This window comes from Pantoea sp. KPR_PJ, assembly GCF_041386365.1.
Lineage (GTDB): Bacteria > Pseudomonadota > Gammaproteobacteria > Enterobacterales > Enterobacteriaceae > Pantoea.
The window spans coordinates 592,336-618,447 of sequence record NZ_JABMIK010000001.1 but is presented as its reverse complement, the minus strand read 5'-3'; the positions used below and the strand labels follow the sequence as shown (position 1 = coordinate 618,447).

Annotated in this window: 17 protein-coding genes; 6 read left to right on the top strand and 11 right to left on the bottom strand. The window is 57.7% G+C overall.

The annotated features are described in order from the left end of the window. Positions 1 to 18 precede the first annotated feature (18 nt). Together HP564_RS02890 and HP564_RS02885 are read right to left on the bottom strand one after the other, a co-directional pair. Entirely contained in the window at positions 19 to 1,401 is a 1,383-nt protein-coding gene (locus HP564_RS02890; RefSeq protein ID WP_371239996.1) for a diaminobutyrate--2-oxoglutarate transaminase, read from the bottom strand. Positions 1,402 to 1,842: 441 nt separating this feature from the next. Then, positions 1,843 to 2,727: a LysR substrate-binding domain-containing protein gene (locus HP564_RS02885; RefSeq protein ID WP_371239994.1), complete on the bottom strand. Its 885-nt coding sequence runs from the start codon at positions 2,725 to 2,727 to the stop codon at positions 1,843 to 1,845. Between the two features lie 99 nt (positions 2,728 to 2,826). On the opposite strand from HP564_RS02885, the gene HP564_RS02880 reads away from it, so the two are divergent. The 4 genes from HP564_RS02880 to HP564_RS02865 all read left to right on the top strand — a co-directional run bounded on the left by HP564_RS02880 (position 2,827) and on the right by HP564_RS02865 (position 6,465). Next, entirely contained in the window at positions 2,827 to 3,144 is a 318-nt protein-coding gene (locus tag HP564_RS02880; protein ID WP_371239992.1) for a carboxymuconolactone decarboxylase family protein, read from the top strand. Further along, positions 3,135 to 3,524, top strand: a complete 390-nt coding sequence (locus HP564_RS02875; RefSeq protein ID WP_371239990.1) for a tautomerase family protein — start codon at positions 3,135 to 3,137, stop codon at positions 3,522 to 3,524. The genes HP564_RS02880 and HP564_RS02875 overlap by 10 nt, the downstream gene beginning before the upstream one ends. After that, positions 3,521 to 4,039 carry a DUF4865 family protein gene (locus HP564_RS02870; RefSeq protein WP_371239988.1) on the top strand — a complete coding sequence of 173 codons (519 nt, stop codon included), beginning with the start codon at positions 3,521 to 3,523 and terminating at the stop codon, positions 4,037 to 4,039. The genes HP564_RS02875 and HP564_RS02870 overlap by 4 nt, the downstream gene beginning before the upstream one ends. A gap of 101 nt (positions 4,040 to 4,140) precedes the next feature. Continuing rightward, on the top strand, positions 4,141 to 6,465 hold the full coding sequence (locus HP564_RS02865) for an FdhF/YdeP family oxidoreductase (protein ID WP_371239986.1): 2,325 nt from the start codon (positions 4,141 to 4,143) through the stop codon (positions 6,463 to 6,465). 21 nt (positions 6,466 to 6,486) lie between these two features. On the opposite strand, the gene HP564_RS02860 is transcribed toward HP564_RS02865, so the two are convergent. Further along, on the bottom strand, positions 6,487 to 7,350 hold the full coding sequence (locus HP564_RS02860; protein ID WP_371239984.1) for an aldo/keto reductase family oxidoreductase: 864 nt from the start codon (positions 7,348 to 7,350) through the stop codon (positions 6,487 to 6,489). 88 nt (positions 7,351 to 7,438) lie between these two features. Beyond that, positions 7,439 to 8,203 (bottom strand): hypothetical protein, encoded by a 765-nt coding sequence (locus HP564_RS02855; protein WP_371239982.1) that lies wholly within the window; start codon positions 8,201 to 8,203, stop codon positions 7,439 to 7,441. 323 nt (positions 8,204 to 8,526) lie between these two features. On the opposite strand from HP564_RS02855, the gene HP564_RS02850 reads away from it, so the two are divergent. Continuing rightward, a complete protein-coding gene (locus HP564_RS02850; protein WP_371239980.1) occupies positions 8,527 to 10,074 on the top strand; it encodes a sensor domain-containing diguanylate cyclase in 1,548 nt (515 codons plus the stop codon). Between the two features lie 5 nt (positions 10,075 to 10,079). On the opposite strand, the gene HP564_RS02845 is transcribed toward HP564_RS02850, so the two are convergent. Continuing rightward, positions 10,080 to 12,578 (bottom strand): EAL domain-containing protein, encoded by a 2,499-nt coding sequence (locus tag HP564_RS02845; RefSeq protein ID WP_371239978.1) that lies wholly within the window; start codon positions 12,576 to 12,578, stop codon positions 10,080 to 10,082. 447 nt (positions 12,579 to 13,025) lie between these two features. Here HP564_RS02845 and HP564_RS02840 point away from each other — a divergent pair, with 447 nt between their 5' ends. Continuing rightward, the gene (locus tag HP564_RS02840) at positions 13,026 to 14,687 is read left to right on the top strand and encodes a methyl-accepting chemotaxis protein (protein WP_371239976.1); all 1,662 of its coding nucleotides are present in this window, start codon (positions 13,026 to 13,028) and stop codon (positions 14,685 to 14,687) included. A 66-nt stretch (positions 14,688 to 14,753) separates the two neighbouring features. Here the strand turns inward: HP564_RS02840 and HP564_RS02835 are convergent, their stop codons facing one another. Genes HP564_RS02835 through HP564_RS02810 form a run of 6 tightly spaced genes read right to left on the bottom strand, consistent with a single transcriptional unit; the run spans position 14,754 to position 25,759 of the window. Continuing rightward, the gene (locus HP564_RS02835) at positions 14,754 to 16,955 is read right to left on the bottom strand and encodes a glycoside hydrolase family 2 protein (RefSeq protein WP_371239974.1); all 2,202 of its coding nucleotides are present in this window, start codon (positions 16,953 to 16,955) and stop codon (positions 14,754 to 14,756) included. Continuing rightward, a complete protein-coding gene (locus HP564_RS02830) occupies positions 16,952 to 19,642 on the bottom strand; it encodes a response regulator (protein ID WP_371239972.1) in 2,691 nt (896 codons plus the stop codon). Before HP564_RS02830 ends, HP564_RS02835 begins: the two co-directional genes overlap by 4 nt. A gap of 9 nt (positions 19,643 to 19,651) precedes the next feature. Beyond that, entirely contained in the window at positions 19,652 to 21,055 is a 1,404-nt protein-coding gene (locus tag HP564_RS02825; protein ID WP_371239970.1) for a DUF3131 domain-containing protein, read from the bottom strand. After that, on the bottom strand, positions 21,040 to 22,590 hold the full coding sequence (locus HP564_RS02820; protein WP_371239968.1) for a DUF3131 domain-containing protein: 1,551 nt from the start codon (positions 22,588 to 22,590) through the stop codon (positions 21,040 to 21,042). Before HP564_RS02820 ends, HP564_RS02825 begins: the two co-directional genes overlap by 16 nt. After that, complete coding sequence (locus HP564_RS02815; protein WP_371239966.1) at positions 22,587 to 23,942, bottom strand: DUF3131 domain-containing protein; 1,356 nt, start codon at positions 23,940 to 23,942, stop codon at positions 22,587 to 22,589. The genes HP564_RS02820 and HP564_RS02815 overlap by 4 nt, the downstream gene beginning before the upstream one ends. Continuing rightward, positions 23,939 to 25,759 (bottom strand): glycosyltransferase, encoded by a 1,821-nt coding sequence (locus tag HP564_RS02810; RefSeq protein WP_371239964.1) that lies wholly within the window; start codon positions 25,757 to 25,759, stop codon positions 23,939 to 23,941. Before HP564_RS02810 ends, HP564_RS02815 begins: the two co-directional genes overlap by 4 nt. Positions 25,760 to 26,112 lie beyond the last annotated feature (353 nt).

Below are 26,112 nucleotides of genomic sequence, written 5' to 3'. Positions count from 1 at the left end.
GATTTCGTTCCGCTCCACTTAAACCGGCTGAACGCCAGCGGCCAGCAGTGCCTGCTCGAATTTATCGAGGAACACTTCCAGCTCCTGATTGGTAATCAGCAGCGAAGGAAGCAGGCGCAGCACGCAACCGTGACGGCCACCGCGCTCAAGGATCAGACCGGCTTCAAAACACTTCTTCTGCAGCAGCGCAGAGAGGTCGCCGTCTGCCGGGTAGCAGCCCAGCTGATCTTTCGCTTCGTTCGGCTTGACGATCTCAATACCGATCATCAGACCCAGACCGCGTACGTGACCAATAACCGGGAAGCGTTTCTGCATCTCAGCCAGTTTGCCTTTCAGCCATTCGCCTTGCTCAGCCACTTTACCGGCGATGTTCTGATCTTTCAGGATCTTCAGCGTCGTCAGGCCGGTCGCCATCGCCAGCTGGTTGCCGCGGAACGTACCGGTGTGGTGACCCGGTGCCCAGGCGTCAAACTGCTTCTTAATGCCCAGCACGGCCAGCGGCAAGCCGCCGCCCACGGCTTTAGACATCACGATGATGTCGGGCTGGATGCCTGCGTGTTCAAATGCAAAGAATTTACCGGTACGCGCAAAGCCCGCCTGCACTTCGTCGATGATCAGCAGGATGCCGTGCTCTTCAGTCACTTTACGGATGCGTTGCAGCCATTCAGCCGGCGCCGGATTCACCCCGCCTTCGCCCTGTACCGCTTCGAGGATGACCGCTGCAGGCTTGCGCACGCCGCTTTCAACGTCGTTGATCAGGTTTTCGAAGTAGTAGGTCAGTGCCTTAACGCCTGCTTCGCCGCCAATGCCCAGCGGGCAGCGGTAAAGGTGCGGGTAGGGCATAAACTGCACTTCCGGCATCATGCCGTTAACGGCTTCTTTCGGTGACAGGTTGCCGGTCACGGAAAGTGCACCGTGCGTCATGCCGTGGTAGCCGCCAGAGAAGGCGATAACGCCAGAACGACCGGTTGCTTTTTTCGCCAGCTTGATGGCGGCTTCTACAGCGTCAGCGCCAGACGGGCCGGTAAACTGCAGCTTGTACTCTTTGCCCTGTTCCGGCAGCAGAGAAAGCAGGTATTCAGAAAACGCATCTTTTAACGGCGTAGTCAGATCGAGAGTATGTAACGGCAAGCCGCTGGTAATGACATTTTGGATGCTCTGAAGCACGTCAGGATGATTATGGCCCAGCGCCAGCGTGCCCGCGCCTGCCAGGCAGTCGAGGTACTCTTTATTATCGGCGTCGGTAATCCATACGCCTTTCGCCTGGGTAATCGCTAACGGTAACTTGCGGGGATAACTTCTGACGTTTGATTCGAACTCAGCCTGACGGGCTAAATAGGTTTCATTGTTGGCGTTTGAAGTAGCATCTAAAGAATCAATACGGACTTTATCCGTCATCATATCTCTCCTACAACCGGGGCAAGCGTGTGTGCCGCAGTTGAATAAATGTAAAAAAACGGGTTACCTGATTTTAGGCGCGGCCAATATAGAGCTTTTGCGATTCGGGCTCAATCTTTTATTTTGTTTAGCGTTGTTGGTGCTTATTTAAATGAATCCTTTATAAGGTCACTGGCTGAGCAGCAACGTGGCGCAGGCCTTATGAGAGTAGTGTTAACAGAGCGTGACGGCCAACAGGAAGCGGGAAACAACGCAAGGGTGAAAAACGATAAAATGGGGAAGAAACAGGCAATTAAACCACCGGTTTGCTAACGATATAAACAAACGGCGCACTTAAAATTATCACCGGGTAAATTAATCCGCTACGCGAAGGTTAAGTTATATAAAACTCTTAACCCTGCGTGCTGGAAACATATTTAAACTAAATTGTTCTTCGTGGAATCTTTAGCGAAGCAGACAGGGAATCAGTGCGGTGGAAATGGAATCGTGCAGCACCCGCTGCGCTTTAAGGTCAAGATCACCGTTTAGCCACAAGCTAATCCCCATCGTTCCCACCGTCGGCAAAGGGGCACTGATCGTAGTGAGGGCCGGTGGCAAGCCAATGGACGATCGCAGCGTGATGCCCAGGCCCGCCCGGACGGCGGCCCAGATGCCGCTGAGGCTCAGGCTGGTAAAAATTACCTGCCAGGCGATCCCGGCACGATCCAGCGCGGCGATGGCGCGGGAGCGCATCTGGCAGGGGCTATCAAACATGACCAGCGGTAAGGGCTCACCGCGCGCCAGCAATGCCGCCACATCCAGCTGCGGCGAAGCGATCCACGCCAGCGGGCATTCCCCCAGAAACACGCTCTCTTCAAGAGCCTGCTCCGGCTGCCAGAGCAGGGCAACATCAACATTCTTTTCCAGCGCCGCCTGACGCAGTGCGCGGTTACGGTCTATGCGCGCCATAATGCTGAGGTCGGGATGCTCGCGGCGAAGCTGACTCAACATATCCGGCATGATCGATTCGCCAAAATCTTCCTGCATGCCGATATGCAATTCGCCGTTGAGCTGTTCGTTGCGAACCGCACGCTGCGCTTCATCATTCAATGCCAGCAGGCGGCGCGCATAACTCAGCAAGATCTCGCCGCCCGGCGTTAGCCCCAGCTTGCGGCCCTGTTTAACCACCAGTTCAGTGCCGCACTGCGCCTCCAGCTTTTTTAGCTGGGCGCTGACGGCCGAGGGGGAGCGGCACAGCCGCTGGGCAGCAAGAGCAAAGCTGCCATATTCAATGCCTGCGACAAAACTTCGCAGCGCATCCATATCCAGAGAAACCGGCAACCTGTTCATATCGTCCTGCTTTACGGGATGGTTGATGCTGAATAATTTGATTTTCAGGATGGTAGCAGAGGGGCAGACTCAGTGGAAATTTCATAGCAAGGAATCACTATGCGTCACTCCCTGACCCGACACACGCTACAACAGGCTTCCCCCAGACTGGCAGAGATTACCGAAAACCTGCTGTTCGGCGACATCTGGCAGCGAAACATCCTGTCACCACGCGAACGCAGCCTCATCACCCTGGCGTGTCTGGCGGCACAGGGGCGTGAACCACAGCTCGCCTGGCATATTCGCTTCGCACAAGCGAATGGGCTCAGTCGTGAGGAGCTCAGCGAAGCCTTTACCCATCTGGCTTTTTACGCCGGCTGGCCAGCGGCCGTTACCGCCCTGGAATACCTTCCTGAGGAGACACCGCTATGCCCTTAACGCGTATTACCCTGCCTCAGAACAGCAGTGAATCACATATTGCCGCGCTCTCAGAGATCCTGCATCGCACGCTGGTTGAAACATTTGATGTTCCTGAGCAGGACCGGTTTCAAATTTTTGAGCGCCTGCCCGCCTCGCAGCGCGTGTATGACCGGCACTATCTGTCCGGCTCGCGCAGCGACAACTTCACGCTCTTTATGTTGTTTGCCGGTAAGCCCCGTTCAACTGCGCAAAAGGCGGCCTTCTGCCATCAGCTGGTGCAGCGGCTGGAACAGCAGTTAGCGATTCATCCTGACGATGTCATGGTGGTGATCCAGTTCAATACCCTGAGTGACTGGAGCTTTAGCCAGGGCCAGCTCTGCGATCGGGAGGCAAAATGATTGTGATGCACTACAGCTTTACGCTGCCCGCAGATTACGACATGACGATTATTGAGCGGCGTATTGCGGAAAATGGCGCAGCGCTCGACGGCTTTCCTGACCTCTACGCTAAGGCCTATCTGTATGCGCGACGTGATGAGGGCGCAATAGCCAACCGTTATGCGCCGCTCTACCTCTGGCACAATACTGCGGGCCTGACGCAGTTCTTACGGAGTGCGGGCTTCGCCAGGCTCATCGCTGATTTTGGCTGGCCCGCCCTCACGCTCTGGCTCAGCCTGAGGGTGCCAGACGCAGATCAGCTGCAACGCGCCCGTTTTGCTTCGCTACAGCATCAACCGCTACATCCCGGGTGCGACCTGACCACGCTCGGGCCGCAGGCCGATCTGACGGGCTGGAATATTCAGAGTGCGTCACTGCTTAATGCAGACTTTGCAGCTGACCAGGCTACTTTACGCGGAGAGATTTACCGCATTGGTTACCTTGCCTGTGGCAAAAGGTCAGGCGATGCGCCGTAACATCCTGAAAGAATAAATTTAACCTCTTTAACCCGGTTGCCGCCGCAGTTGGGGTCTGCTCGCCTACGCTAAAAAGGTTTAGCACTGGAGAGCAACGTCAAATGAAAGAACAAAACAACACGACAGGTATTGCGCCCTATGGGGGTTCTGCTGGCGGCTGGGGGGCATTAAAAGCGGTGGCCGACGCCATCCGTGGTCAGATGTCGGTTAAGCAGGATGTGATTGCCCTGTTTAAAGTTAATCAGCCCGAGGGGTTTGACTGCCCGGGCTGTGCCTGGCCCGATCCGCAGCACCGTTCCTCTTTTGAATTTTGCGAAAACGGAGCGAAGGCCGTTTCCTGGGAAGCAACCAGCAAGCGCACCACGCCTGCGTTTTTTGCTGCGCACACCGTTAGCGACCTGTGGCAGCGCAGCGCTTTCGAGCTGGAGGGAGAGGGTCGGCTGACGCATCCGATGAAATATGATGCAGCCAGTGACACCTATCAGCCCATCGAATGGGAAACCGCCTTCAGCGAAATCGGTGCGCTGCTGCGTGGCTATGACGATCCCGACAGAGTGGAGTTTTACACCTCGGGTCGCGCCTCTAACGAAGCGGCCTTTCTCTGGCAGTTGTTCGCGCGTGAATACGGCACCAACAATTTCCCAGACTGTTCAAATATGTGCCATGAACCCACCAGCGTCGGATTGCCGCAGTCCATCGGTGTCGGCAAGGGTACGGTTGAACTGGACGATTTTGACCACTGTGATTTAGTACTCTGTATTGGCCACAATCCCGGCACCAACCACCCGCGCATGCTGGCGACGCTGCGCGACGTGTCGAAACGCGGCAAAACCATTGTGGCGATCAACCCGCTGCGCGAACGCGGTCTGGAGCGCTTTACCTCACCACAAAACCCCATAGAAATGTTATCGATGGGCTCCACGCAGCTCGCCTCAACCTACTATAAAGTGCGCGTGGGTGGCGACGCGGCCATGCTGAAAGGCGTGATGAAATGTCTGCTGGCGATGCACGACAAGGCGCTGGCGGCGGGGGAACCCGGCGTACTGGACGAGCAGTTTATCAGCGAACATACTGAAGGCTTTGCCGCGCTGAAGGCCGATCTGGAGGCCACCGAATGGCCGCATATTTTGAACGTCTCCGGCATGGCGCGCGAAGAAATTCAAAATATCGCCCATCTTTACGCCTCAGCTGAAAATACCATTATCTGTTACGGCATGGGGATCACCCAGCACCAGTACGGCACCCAGAACGTGCAGCAGATTGCTAACCTGCTGCTGCTGCGCGGCAACATCGGTAAGAAAGGCGCGGGCATCTGTCCGTTACGCGGTCACTCCAACGTGCAGGGCGATCGCACCGTTGGCATCACCGAAATTCCGCCGCAGTGGATGCTGGACAACATTGAAAAGGTGTTCGGCTTTAAGCCACCGCAAAAGCACGGCCACGGCGCGGTAGCGGCTGTTCAGGCAATGCGTGACGGCAAGGCAAAGGCGCTACTCTGCCTCGGCGGTAATCTGGCCGAAGCGATCTCCGATCCGCAGGTGACGTTTGAGGCGATGCGCAAGCTCGACCTGGTGGTACATATGGCGACCAAGCTTAATCGCTCCCATCTGCTGCTCGGCAAGCATAATTATCTGTTTCCCGTCATCGGACGAACCGAAATCGATCGTCAGGCGTCGGGGGAGCAGAGCGTCACGGTTGAGGACTCTATGTCGATGGTCCATGCCTCGCGCGGCACGCTGACGCCCGCTTCACCGCACCTGAAGTCGGAACCGGCGCTGGTCGCTGCGCTGGCAAAAGCCACCCTGCGCGACTCCCGCGTTGACTGGGATAAGATGGTCGGCGACTACAGCTTTATCCGCGATGCCATTGAAGCGGTAATTCCTGGCTTTGAGGAGTACAACAGCCGCATCATGAAGCCGGGTGGATTCCGTCTGCCGATTCCGGCGTCACATCGCGAGTGGAAAACACCGAGTGGCAAAGCACAGTTTAAGGTGATGCAGGGCATCAATGAGGATCCGCGATCGCTAAAGTGCCACGACCTGGTGCTGACCACGCTGCGCAGCCACGATCAGTACAACACCACGCTTTATGGCCTGAATGACCGCTATCGCGGCGTAACGGGCCGTCGCGATGTGCTGTTTATGGCGGCAGACGAAGCGGAAAAGCGCCAGCTGCGCGTCGGAGACAAGGTCAACATGGTGGCGCTTGATCCCGATGGAGAACCTACTCAGCGGCGTCTGGATAACCTGACCGTGGTGGTGTATGACATGGCTCCGGGTTCGGTAGCCGCTTACTATCCTGAAGCCAACGTGATGGTGCCGCTCGACAGCCACGATACCGAGAGTGGTATCCCCGCCTATAAGAGCATTCCGGTCAAACTGGAACGGTGCGAAGCGCCAGTGGCAACCTCAGGCACGCTGCGTTAAAACAGGGCCGCTTACGCGGCCTTATTTTTTGCCAATGCGGTTCAGCGTGGCCAGCGCCTCATCAGGTAACGTCAGGGACGCCGCCGCCATATTTTCACGCAGATGTTCAGGCGACGAAGTACCGGGGATCAGCAGGATGTTAGGTGAACGCTGTAACAGCCAGGCCAGCGCCACCTGCATCGGCGTGGCATTAAGCTGCTGCGCCACCTCCGTCAGCGTCGTCGACTGCAAAGGCGTAAAGCCGCCGAGCGGAAAGAAAGGCACATAGGCGATCTCCTCTCCGGCGAGCTGGTCGATCAGCGCATCATCCTGGCGGTTGGCGAGATTATAGAGATTTTGCACGCAGGCGATTTCCGTCAACTGCTGTGCTTCTTTGACCTGCTGCGGCGTCACGTTACTCAGGCCGATATGCCGGATCACGCCTTGCTCTTTCAGGTTCATCAGCGCCTTAAGCTGGGGTTCCAGCGAACCTTCTGCCGGTTTTTGCGGATTAATCATGCTGCGCAGATTCACAATCTCCAGCACGTCCAGATCGAGATTGCGCAGATTATCCTCTACCGCGCTGACCAGCTCGTCCGGCCTGAAGGCGGGCAGCCAGCCGCCTTTTTCATCCCGTCGCGCACCGACTTTCGTCACAATAATCAGATCGTCCGGATAGGGATGCAGCGCTTTTTTTATCAGCTGATTTGTCAGATGCGGGCCATAAAAATCGCTGGTGTCAATATGACGCACGCCCGCCGCGATGGCGTCGCGCAGTACCTGAATGGCTCGCGCTTCATCTTTAGGCGGGCCAAACACGCCGGGACCGGCCAACTGCATTGCACCATAACCCATACGACCGACTTCATCGTCACCCAGACGATAACGAAGGGAAACCTGAGACATAGCAACCTCCTGATTGAATGAACTCAGTAAGTGTAATCGCTGCGGTAAAATTAAGCAGAAAAGAGAGAAGGGGAGTAAAGGCGGCCGCTCAGGCGGCGACCGCTGGACGTTGTGGATAGTGATGATGGAGTCGGCTGTCAGGGCCACACAGCATCACAGGCTGCCCTTTGCCAAGACGAGTCTGGTAGTTCTGATGCATCAGTTCGGTCATTCCTGCGCCGCACCACAGCAGATGGTGCTCATGCGCGCACGCGCTGACGTCGGCCGTCATACCCAGCAGATGAACCTCGACGCAAAATCCCATGCTGCTCAGTCTGATCGCTTCCAGCCAGATTTCCGTCTGATTTCTTTCACTCAGGCTTTCCAGCAGCAGCGGGATGGCCGCCATGCGTCTGGCGTGACGGATCATGCAGTCGGCATGGTTAACAATCAGTGCATGAAAACGCGCCATCCGTCGTGCTGCGCCAACGCGTGTGTCATCATGCAGCCATCGATTAAGCGGTCGCAGCAGCCTGAAGATAAAGTCGTCGCCGGTAAAGTTGCTGGCCAGTTTGCGTAATAACAGGGTCAGCGAGCGATCGCTGCCAAATTCCAGCTGCCACAGCATGTCGCCGCGCCTGGCCGTCCAGCCCCCGGTACGTATCGGACAGTCAGCCTCCTGCGCTATCCTGATCTCCCTGATGGTTGCGCCCTGACTGGTCAGTTGCGTCATCCTTAGCACATCCCTGAGCTGCGTCTCAGACCACGCCTGGTCGGCAGTATGGCGATTGATCAGGCCGCTGCGATACCAGCGTTTTATGTTAAGCCTGTCGGCACCCGAAAGTGCGCAGAGGGTTTCAAATGAATAGGACATGTGCTCACTCCTTAATCGGAGAGCGAATAGCCACCGTCATGTAAGGTGGATGAATACACAGTGTGAACCGGAGCAGTGCCAAATGAAACAGCATAAAATATTGTTTTCGATACCGTATCGCTTATTAACGCAGTGACCTTGTTTTTAATCAGTGGCTTAGATGTTAATGTATTGAAATGTGAATGTTTTATCTCAAATACCTTTTACGTTAGCTGACACAGGAAAAAGTGCCGCAGGCTGGAGCAGGAATGAACCTTTATCTCTTCACTCTCTTCGCGCTTTCATGTGCTTAACTCATTAAGTGGATTTTAATGAGGCGGGACATGAGAAAACAAAGGAGAATGGACCGGGCGACATCTGTTATCCGCTCGCTGCCCAGAACTATCGCCTTATCTGGCATCCTTTTAAGCGTAGCCGTGGTCGGCCTCAACGGCTGGAGTCTGCGCGAAGCCTGGCACGAAACCATTAGTCAGGCTCAGCAGATGGCCGTGAACCTGTCACTTTCCCAGGCGCGTCAGGCGGATGACACGCTGCTGCAAACCGAGCTGTCACTGCGTGAGGTGCAGCATCAACTGCTCGATCAGAAAGGAACAGGCGTTAACGGCGTGGTTCTGAGTAAAACGATGCTGGAGTTGCAAAGCCGGCTGCCTCAGTTACATGGCCTTTTCTATTACGATGCACAGGGAAAATGGATCGCCACCTCGGAAAGAATTGTACCCAAAGGCATCAATAACTCCGACCGCGAATATTTTCGCTTTCACCGCAGTAATCCGCATGACGGTGTGCATATCGGCCCGGTGATCCGCAGCCGCAGTACGGGCGAGCTGGTAATACCGGTTTCACTGCGCGTGAATGACCAGGCTGGGGGATTTAACGGTGTATTACTGGCAACGATTCGGGTCGATTATTTTCGCCGCTACTATAGCTATTATGAGATGGGACCCCAGGATGTGCTGGTCCTGATGCTTCCTGACAGTACTGTGCTCTATGCCCGGCCGATGCCTGACAGCTACATCGGTAAAAACCTCTCTTCCAGCCACCTTTTTCAGTCGCTGCTCGCCCACGGCGATCGAGGAGGCGGGCAATGGCATTCCGCGCTGGATGGCCAGGCGCGCGTTTTTGGCTTCGCACGCTCAGAGCGCTATTCACTGGTGGTGGTCGCCGGTTACGACAAGCAAAATTTGTTTATCGGCTGGCTTAAGGGACGGGTAGAGGATGTTGTGCTCGATCTGGCACTGCTGCTGGGAATTGTGCTGCTGGGGGCTTATGTCCTCCGTCAGGCAAAACGCAGTGTGCGCTATCAACAGGAGCTGACCCGGCTTCGCGATGAGCTGACGGCAGCCAATCTGTCGCTGGAAAACCTGGCGCACGCAGACGGGCTAACGGGCCTGGCAAACCGTCGCCAGTTTGATCTCTTATTGCAGCAAAGCATGCTTCATGCGGCTGAGCGGAATCAGCCCGTATCGCTGATCATGATGGATATCGACTATTTCAAACGCTACAACGATACCTACGGGCACGTCGCCGGTGACGCCTGCCTGAAAACGGTCGCCGGCGCGCTAAAGGGCCTGACGCTACGCAGCACTGACACCGTGGCAAGGTACGGGGGAGAAGAGTTTGCCATTATTCTGCCGGGGGCGACGTCATCTGATGCGCTTGATATCGCCAGCGAGGCGGTCGCCGCTATCAGGTCGTGCGCGCTTCCCCATAACTCCTCTCCTGTTGCCGCCTGTGTCACGCTGAGTGCAGGCTGTGCTACCTTTACGGGCGGAGGAGCCCCACTCGATCCCCGCTGGCTGATTGAGCAGGCGGACGAAGCGCTTTACCTGGCGAAGCACAGTGGCCGCAATCAGGCGCGACGCTGCGCATAAAGCCCTCAGCATGACGACAGGGTACAGTAGCTTTCGACAATCTGCGCCAGCGGCTGGGGTTTACCAATGTAGTAGCCCTGCAGGGCATCACACTCCAGCTGCTGTAACAGCTCCATCTGCCGCGCGGTTTCCACGCCCTCTGCCGTAATGCTCAATGAGTAGGCTTTGCCCAGACCCACCATGTTCTCCACAATCTGATGTGCCTGCGGCGAGCCGTCGAGTGGGAAAATAAAGGATTTGTCGATTTTGATGCCGTTAAACGGGAATGTGTGCAGATAGCTGAGTGAGGCATAGCCCGTACCAAAATCATCAATCAAAAACGTCACGCCCAGCGCTTTGATGGCCGCCATCACTTCCAGCGTGGTCTCTGGATCCTGCAGCATTGCGTTTTCCGTCACCTCGATCTCTAGCCGGTTACCGGGCAGCCCGGACGCGTCCAGAGCGGCACGGATGCGCTTAGGCAACCCTTTGTCGCGAAATTCCGCAGCAGAGAGGTTCACCGACACCGACAGTCCCGACAGCTCACGACGTGCATCGCTGCACGCCTGAAGCAGCACCCAGTCGCTCAGCGCGCTGATCAGGCCAGTCTCCTCTGCCAGCGGGATAAACTGATCGGGCATCAGGATACCGTGCTGTGCATGTTGCCAGCGCACCAGCGCCTCAACGGCCGTAACGCGTGCGGTGCGAACATCAAAGCGCGGCTGCCACGCCAGCTGCAGTTGCCCCCCCTGAATCGCTTCACGCAGTTCGCGCTCCATTTCACGGCGCTGAACAATTTTCTCGCCCATGTCGCGCTGGAAAAAGACCCAGTTATTTCGCCCTGAATTTTTCGCCTTGTAAAGCGCGATATCCGCATAGCGCAGCAGATCGCCGGCGTTATCGGCATCCTGAGGTGCCAGTGCGATCCCCAGGCTGGCACCAATAAAGACCTCGCCCCCGTTAATGGCAAAGGGCAGATTGATTTCAGCAATGATGCGGCTGCACAGCTCGCCAATGGCTTCACGGCTGGGGATATCAGAGACAATCATAATGAACTCATCGCCGCCCAGCCGAGCCGTCATTCCGGCCTCCTTAAGGCAGGCGTTGAAGCGGGCAGAAACCTCATGCAGCACGCTGTCGCCCGCGGCGTGGCCATAGAGATCGTTGACCGGCTTAAACTTGTCCAGATCGATCATGATCACGGCCAGCGGGCGATCGTCATGCAACGTGGCGCTGAGCTTGCCCGTCAGACAGGCTTTCATCTGGGTTCGGTTAGGCAAACCGGTCAGCTCATCAAACTGCGAAAGATATTTCACCCGGGCTTCAGCTTCGACCTCAAGCGTCACGTCAGTGGCCGTGCCACGATAACCCGCAACGCCGCTGGCCAGCATTACCGGCCGCAGCGTCAGGTTGCAAAAGCGAATATGCTGCTGCGCGGAGCGATAGCGGCAGCGCGAAAGCGTCAGCGGTTCGCCAGGCGGATCACCCTGTACCAGCCGCTGACGCAGATCCGCGTCATCAAGCAGGAATTCACTCAGCGGCCGATGCAGCCAGTCGCGGCTAAGGTAGCCGGTCACGGCGGGAAATCGCCCGGAAAGCCATGTAAAGCGCAGCCGGGAATCGGCTTCCCAAATCCAGTCTGTAATGCTCTCCGCCACATCACGAAAGCGCTGTTCACTGGCCGTCAGTGCCTGCTGGCTCTGTTCCAGCAGAAAGGTGCTGACGTCGCTGTGACGTGCTTTGCGCAGCGCGTTACGCATCAGCATAAAGGCGGTAAAAAAGGTCGCACACATCAGCAATACCAGCAGCGGCAGCAGCCAGGTCAACAGCGCACCGCCGGGATTATCGCTCTGCCACCTGAGCGTAGCCGCACCCTTCATCGTAGTGAAATGATACCCCACCCCTTTTTGCGCCGCAGAATAGCTCAGGTGCTTTATGCCGTATTCCGCGCCGGCACGCGCCAGCTTAGCCGGCGTCAGGCGATCAACAAAAATCATTACCGAATGCGCACCCTCAACCCGACGCACGCTCTGATCGCCACCGGTCGTGATCCAGGACGCCCCGACCAGCGCGATCTGACCGTCAGAGAGCACGAATCGGGTGAGGGCCTTGCCCTCATTTTGTTGCAGCAGCGCTTTCAGACGGAGAAGGGTGTCAGACCCCAGCCATGCCTGAAAACTCTGGCGTTGCAGCAAACCGTTGATCACGCTATAGCCTGTCTGACCATCTGGCCTGATAACAAATACGCCTTCATAACCAAAAGTCTTATACAGCCCATCTCCCAGGTTCTGATTTTGCCAGGCCCAGTCAAGGTTAATTCTGCGGTGCAGGTTGTCATAGGCTTCACCCCATTCCGCATTATCGCTCAGGTGAAAGCGCATGCTCTCTTCGCGACTGGCAAAGGCTTTGTCCAGCAGCAGCGCGGTGCGCTGATCGGCTTTTTGATTGAGATCGCTGGCCACCCCCAGCAGTGCGCTCAGCGCAGCAAAAAAGGTGATGCCGAGCAGAGTCAGCATAAGGATCATCGGTTTCCGTACCAGGCCGCGTGCGCGTCCGGCAACAGGCGATTGAGAAGGGAGAGAAATCATAGCTATGTGCTTCACCTGTAAAATGGATACCCGCTTCAGGCGTGTTATCGGCAGCTGACAGGCAGGGCTACAGGTCTGGGAAACGACATTTGTGACGCTGGCCTGGCCGCTGCGGAAGAAAACAAATGAAATCAGTGAGTTATTTCTACACGCTTTTCACCCGGCGGGGGCAGGCACTGTTTATCCTCTGGCAACGCCCTGCGGTGCGGTTCTGCGGGCCACCTTTGCCGCCTTCCTGACGTTAAGTTTAACCTGAGCTTTACAAAAATCAGGGCCAGTGAAAATACATCCCCCCTAACTAAAGCACCGCTGCTGCCGATGATAAGGAAGCGAAACCCTGCCTGATAGCCTGAGGGCCGGGAAACTTATCTTATGGAGAACAGGATGAATATCACCCAACGCCTGCTGTTGGCTTTTTCGCTGCTGTTTGGCGCGATTATTTTACAGGCCATACTGGCTATCTCGCTGCTGTCCGGCTTTCAGGATCGTTTCGAGTACGTGCAGGCTAATGCTATTCCTTCGATCAAAGATCTGGGGAAAATGATCGACGAGAGTAACCAGCTGGCGCTGACGCTCTATAAGCACCAGAGTCAGACGGAAGATGCGAAGTTTGCCGGTGTGGAAAACATGATTGCTGCGAATCTGGCGCAGATCAAATCTCAGATCGACTACTACATGGCCAACGATATTTCCAGCGATGAAGACAAGCGCCTGACCAGCGTGGCCTACCAAAACCTGCAAACCATTTCTGAACGTCTGCCCGCTTTTCTGGCGGCCTCGCATGCCCATCAGGATACGCTGAGCCTGAATCTGATTGAGGGAAATGACGGTATCGGTGCTGCCATTCGTCAGCTCATCGCTGACTATCAAAAACAGCTGACGCTTAACATTGATATCAGCAATCAGCTGCGCGATACCAACCGTGCGCTCTTCAAAACCGTCTTGTGGACGACCATTGGCGGCGTGACTGCAACCGTGCTGCTGTTTGGTGCTTTCTGTACGCTGACTATCCTGCGAATCCGCCGCAGCCTGTCGGCCGTTGGCGATGTAATGACCCGAGCCAGTGACAACCTCGACCTGACGCTGAGCGCCGACGAGAGCCGCCGTGACGAAATAGGCACGATGGCGCGCGCCTTTAACCATCTGATGCAGCGCGTGGCCTCTGCGCTGACCTCGGTCAACCAGGCGTCACAGTCGGTCAGCAGCGCATCGGTACAGATCTCCGCCGGTAACGAAGATCTCTCCTCCCGCACTGAACAGCAGGCGGCGTCGCTGGAGCAGACGGCAGCCAGCATGACCGAGCTGAGCGAAACCGTGCGTCAGACCGCCGACAATACCCGTCAGGCCAGCCAGCTCGCGGCCAATGCCAGCACGCTGTCCGAGAAAAGTGGAGCGTCGCTCTCTACCATGCTGGCGACGATGGACGATATTCGCGGTAGCTCGCGCAAGGTCAATGATATTGTCTCACTGATTGAAGGTATCGCTTTTCAGACCAATATCCTGGCGCTGAACGCCGCGGTAGAAGCTGCCCGTGCGGGTGAACACGGTAAAGGTTTTGCCGTAGTAGCAGGTGAAGTGAGAAATCTTTCACAGCGCTCTACTGCCGCCGCACATGAGATCAAGGCGTTGATTGAAGCCTCTCATCAGCTCACCGAAGCGGGGGCGGCGCAGGCCAGCGACGTAAGTCGCAACATGGATGTCATGAAAGAGGCGATTCGCCAGGTGAGCGATTTGGTGGGTGAAATCGCAGCGGCCGCCGTTGAGCAGAGCCAGGGTATCGCACAGGTGCATCAGGCCATTAACCAGATGGATGACGTCACTCAGCAGAACGCCGCGCTGGTTGAGGAGGCCTCGGCAGCGGCACAATCACTACAGGAGCAGGCGGGGGCGCTGAACGCGCTGGTTGGCAAGTTCCACGTGGGAGAGGGGCACGAGATGCCGAAACCGCGCGCCGCCGCGCCCAAGGCTTCACCGGTTACCCGTTTGCTGCCCGCTGCGCCCCAGCGCGTTGCCGTTGTGAATGATGCGGAGTGGCAAAGCTTTTAATCCGCACCGATCGGGGCCGCGCCCTGGCCGGATCGCTCTCCGGGAGCCTGACCGCTTCCGGAAAGGTCACTGGGGCCTCACCTCAAACTCCCTCTGGTTACGCGCCAGCAGCTGTTGCTTCTCGCTGAGGATCTGCACCGTCACGCGCAGCGTCCCGCGAACGACGGGCGTCACCGGCAGATCCACGATTTTGCTTCCGCTGTCTCCCGCGATATCCACCCGCTTTTCCCCCTCCACCAAAACGGTCTTGCCCTGAGCGATCTGCCACACCAGCCGACTGCCGCGATGCGGATGCGGCAAATCGTTAATGGTCCACAGACTGATCTGCCCCGGCTGTCCCACTTTCCAGTCCAGATTTTTCGGCTCGATGGAGGGCAGCAGCGGCTGATAAGCCCGTTTCAGGGCGTAGTAGCCCGCTTTCGGCTGGCGCAAATAGTCCACCACACCCCAGTTTACCGAAGGCCAGGTTTCAACAAACATAAACTGGAACAGGGCTGTCACCGGCTGAAAACGCTGGCGTCGGTAACTCTCGGCGGCCAGAGCCACCAGCTGCGCCTGGTAGCGCTGCGTGTTGTTAATAAAGGTTTTAATGTTGTCGCCGCGTGAGATCTTCGCATTCTGGAAAGTCTGAATAGGCTGAAAATTGTGGTATTTCCAGCGCGTCCACAGGGGATCGCCTGGCTGAGTAGTAGCTGGCCAGCGCTCACTGCGTGGGATAAAGGTGCGCAGCGTCGAGAGTTGCGGCAGCGCCTGGGCACCAAACTCCGTGATGGTCGCGGTTTTCGCTGGCTCCAGCAGATTTGCCAGTGTCCCGAAGTACCAGCCCGCCCAATAATGCTCCTCCACCGCTGAAAAGGGATGCACGATACGGCTGGTATCTTTAGCCAGCGTATCTGCAACGCGCTGCGTCAGCTGACGGTTAAGATCGGGGTTCCAGTCGGGGAAGCGTTTGCCCATCCATGGCGAATTAAACGGCGGCTCGTTTTGCCCGCCCCACACCACGATCGACGGCGAATTGCCAAACTGATCGACCATCTCCTGCGTCTGCCGGGCGGCATTATCCGCAAAGGCGGGGGTATCGTTATAGCCCCACTGTAGCGGCACATCCTGCCAGATTAACAGTCCGCGCTCATCAGCGGCCTGATAGAGCGAGCGACCCGCAACGTGACCATGCACACGGATGGCATTGGCGTTCATCTTCTCAACCAGGGCAAAATCGCGCGCATAGCGGGCCTTATTCATGGTGCTCAGCCAGGGTGAACCAATGTAGTTCGTGCCGCGAATAAACAGGCGCTGGCCATTAATCAGCCAGCCCTGGTTATCTGGCTGCTCAACCACCTGGCGCAGTCCGGTACGACTGCTGCGCTGATCGAGAATACCGCGATCGTCGCGCAGCCTGACCTGAACCTGGTAGAGACTGGGCTGACCGTAGCCCGTTGGCCACCAGAGCCGGGCCTCTGGCATCGGCAGAGTAACGGCAATGCGCTGCGTCTCTTTGCCGGTGGCCTGAAGCGTGACGGGCTGCTCCAGCTGAAACGCGTTGCCGCTGAAATTCGCGGGCCGGGCGCTGAGGTGCAGCGTGGCCGTTTTCGCAACAGGCGCGCGGTAGACCAGCTCAACGCGCAAGCGCGGCTGCGTCAGCCCCTGTGACCAGTCAGGGCGCAGGATCAGATTATCGATCGCCACCCCCCGGCTCAGACGCAGTCTGACCGGCGCCCAGATGCCGCCGGAATTGGCATCCTGCCCCTGTGGCGACCAGGCACCACCCGGACGCGAATCGTGCTGATTGAGGATGCCCTTCATCAGGTTTTTACGCAGCGGCCAGGTCTTTTGAGGATCCTCAAACGGGCTGTCGACGCGCACAGCCAGTCGGTTATAGCGCGTCAGACCCTCACTGATATCCACCGCAAACCGCTGGAAATAGCCCTCATGGCGCGCCCGCTTCTGGCCGTTAAACCAGACGTCAGCGAAGTAATCAACGCCGTCAAACTCCAGCGTCGCCAGTCGATCGGCCGTTGATGGTGGCAGGGAAAATTCGGTGCGATACCAGAGTGCGCCCTGATGATCCCAGCCAGCGCTGTACCAGTTCGCCGGAACACGCAGCGTTCGCCAGTCACGGTCACTGCCTCGCCAGCCGACAAAATCGGCGTCACTGGCGTCATGAACGCGCCAGTTTCCCGCCAGCGACCAGCTCGTAGGCGGTGGAAGCGGCGCGGCGAACAGCGGCGCGCAAAACAGCACGCTCAGCAACAGGGCGTTACGTATCATGGCTTCTCCTGTAGGTGGCGGAGTTGGGTAAGCAGGATCGCGGACTGCTGATCCAGTTCGGTCAGCAGTCCGGTACGCGCCAGCGTGGCCTCTTCGCGTGCTGTCTCTTCCAGCGACTGTAAAAAACGGGTGAAGTCATCGAAACCAAAGGTGGACGCTTCGCCGCGCAGCTTGTGTGCCAGGCGGCGAATACGCGGCATATCCTCGTCAGTAAGGGCGCTTTTTAGCTGGGTCAGCAGCTCAGGAAGCCCGACGGCAAACAGCGCCAGCAGCTCACTGAGTAGCACGTCATCCAGGCCAAGACGCGCCGCCAGCCTCTGGCGATCGGGCGGCAGTAAAGGCGCGGCAGGCTGCGCCGACGGCATCAGGGTGATCACACGCAGGATTTCGTCATTCAGCGACTCGAGGCTGACCGGCTTTGCCAGATAGCCATCAAAGCCGTGCTGGAGACAGAATTCTTTGTCGCCCTTCATGGCATGGGCTGTCATGGCGATAATCCGCTGGGGCGGGCGCCCGGGCCGGGCCGCCTCCCGCTCACGAATCAGATGCGTCGCCTGCTCACCATCCAGCTCAGGCATTTGCAAATCCATTAAAATCAGATCCCATTTCGCTTTATCGAGCTGTTGCAGCGCCTCCAGGCCATTACCAACGATGGCAAACTCATGGCCCAGCCGGGTCAGAAAGTGGGCGGCCAGTTTCTGGTTCACCAGATTATCTTCAGCCAGCAGGATGCGGAGCGGTCGATCCGCACTGGTGACGCGCTCCGCCAGCGCCGGGGCGGGTGCAGCGGCGGGCTGCAGCGCCAGCGCCTGCGCAATGACGTCGTACAGGTCGCGCTGGTCGACGGGTTTGCCGAGAAAGTAATTCACGCCGATGCTGGCCAGCTGGCCGGCATCCATAGAACGACTCATTGAGCTGAGCATCACGATTTGGCTGCTGGCCAGCGCGGGCGTCGCTTTAATCTCCTGAGCCAGCGCCATGCCGTCTTTATCTGGCATCTGCGCATCAAGCAGGATAACGGGAAAGCCAGCATGGATGTGGAGCAGCGCCAGCGCTTCATCAGCACTTTGGGCCAGGCTGGGCATCAGCCCCATGTTGCGCAGCATGTCGCTCAAAATGTGTCGGTTAGTCGCGTTATCATCCACCACCAGCACCGGCAGGCTGCCAAAGCGCGGCGACGTTTTTAGCTCGTCGCTGGCGGGCATCTGAGGCGCAGGCAGGCTGAAGCTGAAGATACTGCCCTTGCCGGGCTCGCTCTGTACGCTCAGCTCTCCACCCAAAATTTCTACCAGCCGTGCCGATATGGTCAATCCCAGCCCGGTGCCGCCATATTTTCGCGTGGTCGAGGTGTCCGCCTGGTTGAAGGACTCGAAAATCAACTGCTGTTTATCTGCCGGAATGCCAATGCCGGTATCCCGCACCTGAAACAGCAGCTGGTGCGTCGTCGCGTCCCGCCTTACCGACAGTTCCACCTCTCCGGACGGCGTGAATTTCAGCGCGTTGCTGGCAAGGTTGGTCAGCACCTGACGCAGGCGCACGCTGTCTGCCGTAAGCGCGTCAGGGACATCCGGCGCGACATTAACCAGTAGCTCAACATTTTTCTCACTTGCCGCCGGCATCAGCGGCCGCATCAGCGCGTGCAGGAACGTCCGAAGCAGGAACGTCTCCTCGTCCAGCTCGACTTTGCCCGCCTCGATTTTGGAATAGTCGAGAATATCGTTGATCACGCGCAGCAGGGTGTGCGCCGAATGATAGACCAGGGTCATATATTCGCGCTGCTCGGCAGTGAGCTGGGTATCCAGGCAGAGCTGGGTCATGCCAAGAATGCCGTTCATTGGCGTGCGGATTTCGTGGCTCATATTGGCGAGGAAAATGCTTTTCGCCTCGTTTGCGGCGCGAGCGGCGGCCAGCGCCTGCAGGGAGATCTGCTCCGCCTCTTTGCGTTTAGTGATGTCCTGTAGCGTGCCGATCACCCGGGCGGTTTCTCCCTTCACGGTCACGCTGGCCACCTGACCAGACAGCAGCATCCAGCGGTAGTTTCCGTTACGGTGTAACAGACGAATTTCGCTCTCAAATACCGGTTGCTGCTGATTACTGGCGCTGGAGAAAAGCTGTTGCAGCGGCTGGCGGTCGTCGGGATGCAGTAGCGTATCGAGAAAGCTGGCGCTGTAGTGCCAGGTTTCGCGCGGGTAGCCCAGCATGTTGAGTAGTGCATCGTTGACCTGCAACAGATCCTGCTGCTGCTGCCAGTCCCAGATGCCAATCTGCGTAGACTCCGCCGCCAGGACAAAGTCGGCATGCAGCTGATTGCGCGACGCGTTGATCAGCTCAAACCCGGACATATCAATATGCAGGCTGACGATCCCTCCTTCTGGCGTGCGGTTGTGCTGCACAAAAACCTGACGACTGGCGATGCGCCGCATCTCACTGTGATTATCCAGGCGACAGCAACTGACCAGGTTATCGACCATGGCCTGACGGCGCGGAAGGTTTTCCGTCATGTAGGCTGAGGCAATAAACGCCTCGGCCAGCTGCGTCAGCGTCATGCCCAGTCTGATGCGGTGTTCAATGCCGGGATAGAAGCGCACCACCTGACGGTTAAAGGCGATCAGTCGCTCTTGATCGTCATACATCAGCACCGCCGCTCGCAGGGAATCCAGCGCTTCAGGAAGCTGGCTTTCAGGCATTGTACCTCCTTACTCTGAGCCGCCGCTTACGGCCGCTCGGTTGAGGGGAAAACAGCGCTGCGGTGCAGTAAAGGGATCGGCCAGCTGACGACGGAAATAGCTTTCCGCGCCGGGCTCACCGTCACGCAGTAGCGCGCCCATGTTGGCTTTGAACAGCAGCGCCTCGAGCACCATGGCGTTAGTGGAGAGCGTAATCGTGCGGTTGTAGTCGCCCGTTGCCTCTACGCGCCCTTCAAACCAGCCGCGCTGGGGATCGTTCTGCCGCTGCGTCATCGCCATCAGCGCATCGGTAAACGGGGTTTGCCAGAGCGCCCAGAGTCCGAAAACGGCGCGCGTCGAGACCTGCGCCAGTCGCGGCACCCATTTGCCATCGTCTGCCAGCGTATTCCAGGCGTAGCCGTTGGCAAAAATCGTGTCGTTGACGTGCCATGGCGGCGCGGAGAGAGTGAAATCGCTGCGAGCGGTGAGAATATTTTTTTGCTGCCAGCGCATCTCCTGCACGCGATAGATATTGCTGGCGCGCTGACGCTGCAAATTGATTATGTCGCGATCGGCGCCCGGCAGCGTCCAGGCATACTCCATGCCGCTCAGCACATAGGGTGTGGTGGTAATGGCGGCGGGCGTCCAGGTGGTGCGCGGGTCGCGCGCGTCAATGTCCAGCGCCAGACCGTCGATAATCACATGCTGCACAGGCGGGCGCAGCGACTGATCGTTGGCAAACCCCCAGAGGCCAAATCCTGCCGCGCTGTATTCGCTGTCGCCCAGCCGCCCCTCCGCCTGCGGCGTCAGCGTCTGATTGCGCATCTGACCGGCATAAAGCTGCCCTTTATCATCCACCACGCGGCAGAAATCCCAGCGCAGGATAATTCGCTCCAGATATTCACTGTACTGGGGGTGAAACGCCGCTACGATACGCAGCGCCATCATCAGCCGCGCCATATCTTTTGCTGACCAGCCCACTACCTGAGGCGTGTTGGCATAGCCCACCATGGTCACGCTGGTGGTGCTGTAGAGCAGATTGGGCACCTTCGCCGAAGTGAGCGGCAGACGGTTGAGCGTGCCGAGGATCGACGTCAGCCGCCGGTCAAAGATCTCCTCGTCAATCAGATTAAGCTCGCGGGCGGCCGTCAGCGCAATCAGGGTATCGCCCATCTGCCACAGACTCGCTACCGGACGCTTATCACTGCCGTTAACCAGCCCGGTTTGCGGCTGAGTGTTATTCTCGAAGTAGCGCCACGCAATGGTTGCCCAGCGCCGCTCGTGATCGGTCAGCGCGCCCAGCCGCGCGGTGGTATGCCAGCCGCCGTTAATCAGCCAGCGCCAGCCCGCAGCCTGGTTGCGCGCCAGCAGACCGGCGATCAGCGCCATGACCAGCAGCAACACCATCCCCAGACGTATTACTGTTTTAGGCATGTCGTCGCCACCGGCGGTAACTTAACGGGCGCCTGGCTGTCACAGCGCGCACATTTGCAGGCCTGACATGATGGGGCGCTGCGCACGGCGGTGCCGCTCTGTTCGCACCAGCTTTTGATGCCGGGCGTAACGTTCAGGAACGGACGATTGCGCGGCGTGTTGTTAGGTTCAAAAATATCAACCAGCCGCTTCTCCCACATTGAGGGCGCGTAGCTCGCCTTGCGCGGGTCGTTGCTATTGAAACGCAGCAGCTTGCCCTCTTTTTTAAACAGCAGCGCTTCCAGCATGATGCCGTTGTTATTGGCGGTAAATTCTTTGATCGGCCCGTCGCCGTTTTCATAAAGGCCTTCGTAATAGCCTTTGTCTTTCTCGTCGGCGTTTTCAATGGTGTCAAAGAGGCGATCGGTATAAGGCGAATCCCACAGCACCCACATGCCAAGCGCCGCCTTCAGTGATACCGCCGCAACGTTTGGGACATACTGGCCTTTGTCGGTAATGGTGTTCCAGTTGAAGCCATCGCTGTAGACGGTGTCGTAAACAAAGTAGGGGGATTTATCAAGCTGGTGCTCCGAGCGTGCCGTCAGCGTCCCGGTGATCATATAGCGATTCTCCTGCGCCTGGTAAACGCGATCGGCGAAGTTCTTCATCCACGGATGGCTGAAGTCCGCGCTGTCGTTATCGCGGTCGTCGGCGTTGTCCCAGCCCATCTCCAGGCCGTGCAGCAGGTAGGATTCGGTTACCACGTAGTTGTGCTGGCTGGTCATGCGCGGATCGCGCGAGTCGTAGGGCACCAGCACGCAGTAAATATCCGCCAGCGCATAGGGTTCAGGGCGGCTCGCCTGGCAGGTGGTAAAGCCCCAGAGCTGATAACCCGCTGCCGCATACTCCTCGTAGCCCAGACGTCCCTCCTGCACGTACTGCGGCTGTTTTTTGCCGTCAAGATAGGCGCCGTGCAGCGTACCGCAGTCGTCCACGACGTGGGTAAAATCCCAGCCCAGCACCACGTTGTCGATACTGTTGCTGTACTCCGGATAGCGCTCTTTGAGTATTTTCAGCCACAGCAGCATACGGCCAATATCAATAGCGGAAAAACCGATCTCGCCGGGCTTGTTGAGGTAGTCCACTTTCTGCCCGGTGATGGTGTTGTAAGCCTTGTTGGGCACCTGATTCTGAAACAGCACCAGCTTGTTCAGCGTTGCCAGAAACTGCAACAGACGCCGGTCAAACTCCGCTTTGTCAATGATGCCCAGCTCGCGCGCCGCCGTCATAGCCGCCAGATAGGAAGCGCTGTCCCACATGGTGGTAGAGGGATATTTGTTTACCGCATTGACCAGCCCGGTACTGGGCTGGTAGTTGGCAACGAAATAGGACCAGGCATTTTTCGCCACGGCCATCTCACGCCCGGTCAGTTCCCCATGGCGCACCTTGTAGTCGGAGGCGGGCAGACTGACCGCCGCCTGAAGCACCGGAGAAAGAAGCACCAGCGTAGCCAGCAGGGCAGCGAAGCCGGACCGGCGAAGCCTTAAAAATCTCATTTCGTTATTACTCCTTGTTGCTGCGGCTGCTTAACGGGCAGAGGGGCGGCGAGACAGCCCAGGCACAGTAGCTGGCCGTGGGCAATGTAGGAGAGGCTTTCCAGCACCATGGCGTTGGTGTCTGCGTCGATGGCGGCATTAACCGAGCCGTCAGCGTTGAAACCCGCCTTCCAGCCTTTACCGGGCGCGATCATCGGCAGCATTGTTTTACGCAGCGCCTCGCTCCAGCGATTACGGAACAGGGCATACCAGGCGAAGGCAGAGCGGGTTGAGGTCAGTGCACGGCCGGTTAGTCCGCTGGCGTCGTCATTCAGATTCTGGATGGGCAGCGGCTGGCTACCCGGCAGTGCGCCAGCGAAATCGGGCACCTGCTCGGCATAGTCATTGTTGATCTGATCGGTGTCGGAGGGCGTGCCGGTGCGGTTCTGCACAATCTGCATGATGCGCCAGGTAATTTCGCCGCTGCGTGCGTCGAAGCCTTGCTCCAGCCCGGTCAACAGATAAGGCAGGCTGATCAGAGAGGGTTGCTTGCCCCAGGGCGTGCGCAGCCCCTCATCAGGCACGGCATAGCCATCAATCTCGACCAGCTTGAGACCGTCCGGTGGCTGACTGACGGCCAGTCCGGCCGAGGCGTTAATCAAGCGCAGCACGCTGCCGGCATAAAGACGATAGCCGTAACTGCCGCGCGGATCGTCCGTGCGGATCACCCAGCGGTTAAGCGGCAGGCTGGCACCCTGCGGCCCGCTGCTTTGCAGCAGACTGGCGAGTTGCCAGCGCGACAGCAGCTGACTGACCGCCGCCGCATGCTGGGGATAGCGCCACAGTAAGATCTGTAGTGGCATCAGCAGACGTCCCATATCGATGGCCGACCCGGCGTTTTGATCCGCCGAGGGCAGCGCGTCCAGCGTTTCCGCCTGATAAAAAGCAGCCGGCAGACCGTCTGGCTTTAGCGGCAGAGCGGCCAGCGCATCCAGCGCCGACGCAATGCGGTCGTCAAACTCCGCATCGGGAATGATGGCGAGCTGCTGCGCGGAAATCGTCGCCAGCAGGTAACTACCGGTGCTCCACAGGCTCAGCCAGGGTTTACCGGCTTCGCCATTCACCAGCCCGTTCGCCTGGGTATTATTTACAAAGTACTGCCAGGCAATGCGCGCCCAGACAGCTTCATCAAAGGTAAGCTCGCGCTGCTGCGGCAGCGGTGGAAACGACTTACTGAGCACAATGCCATCGGTCGTTTCCACGCGCGCAGGCATCTGTCGCTCGACCCACAGCACAATCGCGAAGCCGAGCAGAAAGCCAATAAGAATCGTCAGATAGCTGCGCGCGCTGTAAATGCCTGATTTCAGGCTCATTCTGCGTCTGCCTCCTGCGTGGCAGGCGGCGTCCACATCGCCGCCATAATCATGGGCATCATGGCGGCGATATTGACCGCTCCCCAGAAGATGTTAATGACATAGCCTGAGGGATCGTCGACGTTACCGCGCGCCACCTGAATGCCGCCCCAGATCAGCCCGAGCAACGTCAGCGCGACAATCGCCAGCTGTGGTTTGACCAGGTAGAGAAAGCGTCCCGACTGACGCTCTTTGGGTGTCACGTGAAATTTCACTTTCTCACCGCGCAGCACGGTGTTGAGCGCCCGCAGGTTTACGGAAAAGAACGCCAGATAGGAGGAGCGCCCATCCCAGGCGGAAATCCCCCAGGTGCCAAACATAAACGCCAGCTCTGACACGATAAAGAAAGGAAGAAAATGCAGATAAAAGGGCGTTGAATAGGCCGAAACGGGAGGAATGCCGGTAAACAGGTAGATGAGCGGTGAGAGTAAAAACACCGTATTCCAGAGACAGGCGAGATAGGACCAGAAGGTGGTGCCATACATCAGCGTCTGGCCCAGGCTGAGCCTGAAGCGGCGGCGGCTGAAAATCTTGTCGTGAAACAGGATATCCAGCGAGCCGGCGGCATATTTAAAACGCTGAATCATCCAGGTCAGCAGATCCTGCGGCGACAGCATTTTTGATTCAATGCCGGGATGCATCACCGAGCGCCAGCGGCGTCCGCTGTCGCCGTGCAATACGATAGAAGTGTAGATATCTTCTGAGACGTGAAATTTATAGGGCGTCAGCTCGATATCGGCAATGACATGCGGACGCATCGCCTGGCTCAGCGTCGCGCGCATCTCCTCATCGCGGATATCGCGGGTGTGACGCGCAATCTCCTCTTCGACGCTGAACACATAGCTGCGCAGTGCGGCCTGCATCACCGCCTCACGCCGGTGGACCGACGCTGCACCGCAGCAGAACGCGGCGTTGGCCCAGTTGCGACGGCGCAAAATCACGTCATAAAACATGCGCGGATCGTTAAAGAAGGGATCGCTGCCCACCGTCAGGCGACCCACGATCGACTCTGTCGCGCGGCCAAACAGGTAGCCCGGTAGCCCGGCGCGGCGGCGCAGCCAGTCAGAGAAGCGTTCGCCCTCAGGCAGATCGTAGAACCACTGCGGCGTCTGCACCCAGGCCACATCGGGGTCGCGGAAATACCCCAGCGTGTTCGTCAGCAGGGTAGGGAAAACGCGCGTGTCGGCATCGCATATCACCATAAAGTCACCGTCAGTCTGCTCCATGCCGTTGCGTATGTTGCCCGCTTTAAAGCCGACATTGGTTTCGCGTGTGATGTAGTTGACCCCTTCCTGCTCGCAGACCGCACGCATCTCAGGGCGGCGACCGTCATCCAGAACATGGATCGCCAGATCGAGCGGCGTCGGATAGCTCAGCTTCAGCGCATCCTGAACAGAGAGGCGTACCAGCTCGGGATCTTCTGAATAAGTGGCGATAAAAAGGTCCACTTTGGGTGGCCGCGTCTCCGTTTGGTCCTGCTCCAGCAGGCACTGATTGATCTCTTTGGGGGGAGTGGGGCATGGCGGGTCCTTGACCTGCCAGATATTGATGGTAAACAGCAGCGTGCCCACCCAGGCCAGCGTTTCAGCCAGCGCCAGCGGAACGGCATACCACAGGGCGTCCATGTTGAGCGACGCCATCCAGCGCCAGCGAATGTAGTTGGCACCGAGGATCAGCCCGGCAACGGCCAGCACCTGCCATAGCCTCATGACCCAGACGGGCGTATTCAGCGGAGCGGGCGGGCGACGATGTTCAAAACGTGAAAAGTAAGAATCCATGGCGTCTCGTATCGATAGCAGAGGCAACTGTAGGCTGTCTTTTCACCTGGTGGGGCGAAATTCATTAGCGATAAAAATGAAACCAATTAAGCATTTATAATATTTACTACTCTGTTTTATCAGCGAGCATGATCAGGCTCGCTTCTTTATCACGCTGCTTTAAATTTTATAGTATTGAATTACAGACATTTACAAGGGTAATAAGATTTTTTTCATTTCATCGTGACTTAAACCGCAACAGCGCTAAACTTTTCCTCACACTGCAAAGATCTACAACACTTAACTAAAAAACCTTATCCCATCACTGGCGGTAATGAATATGGCGGATTTGGCCTATCAGCCCGGAGCAACAA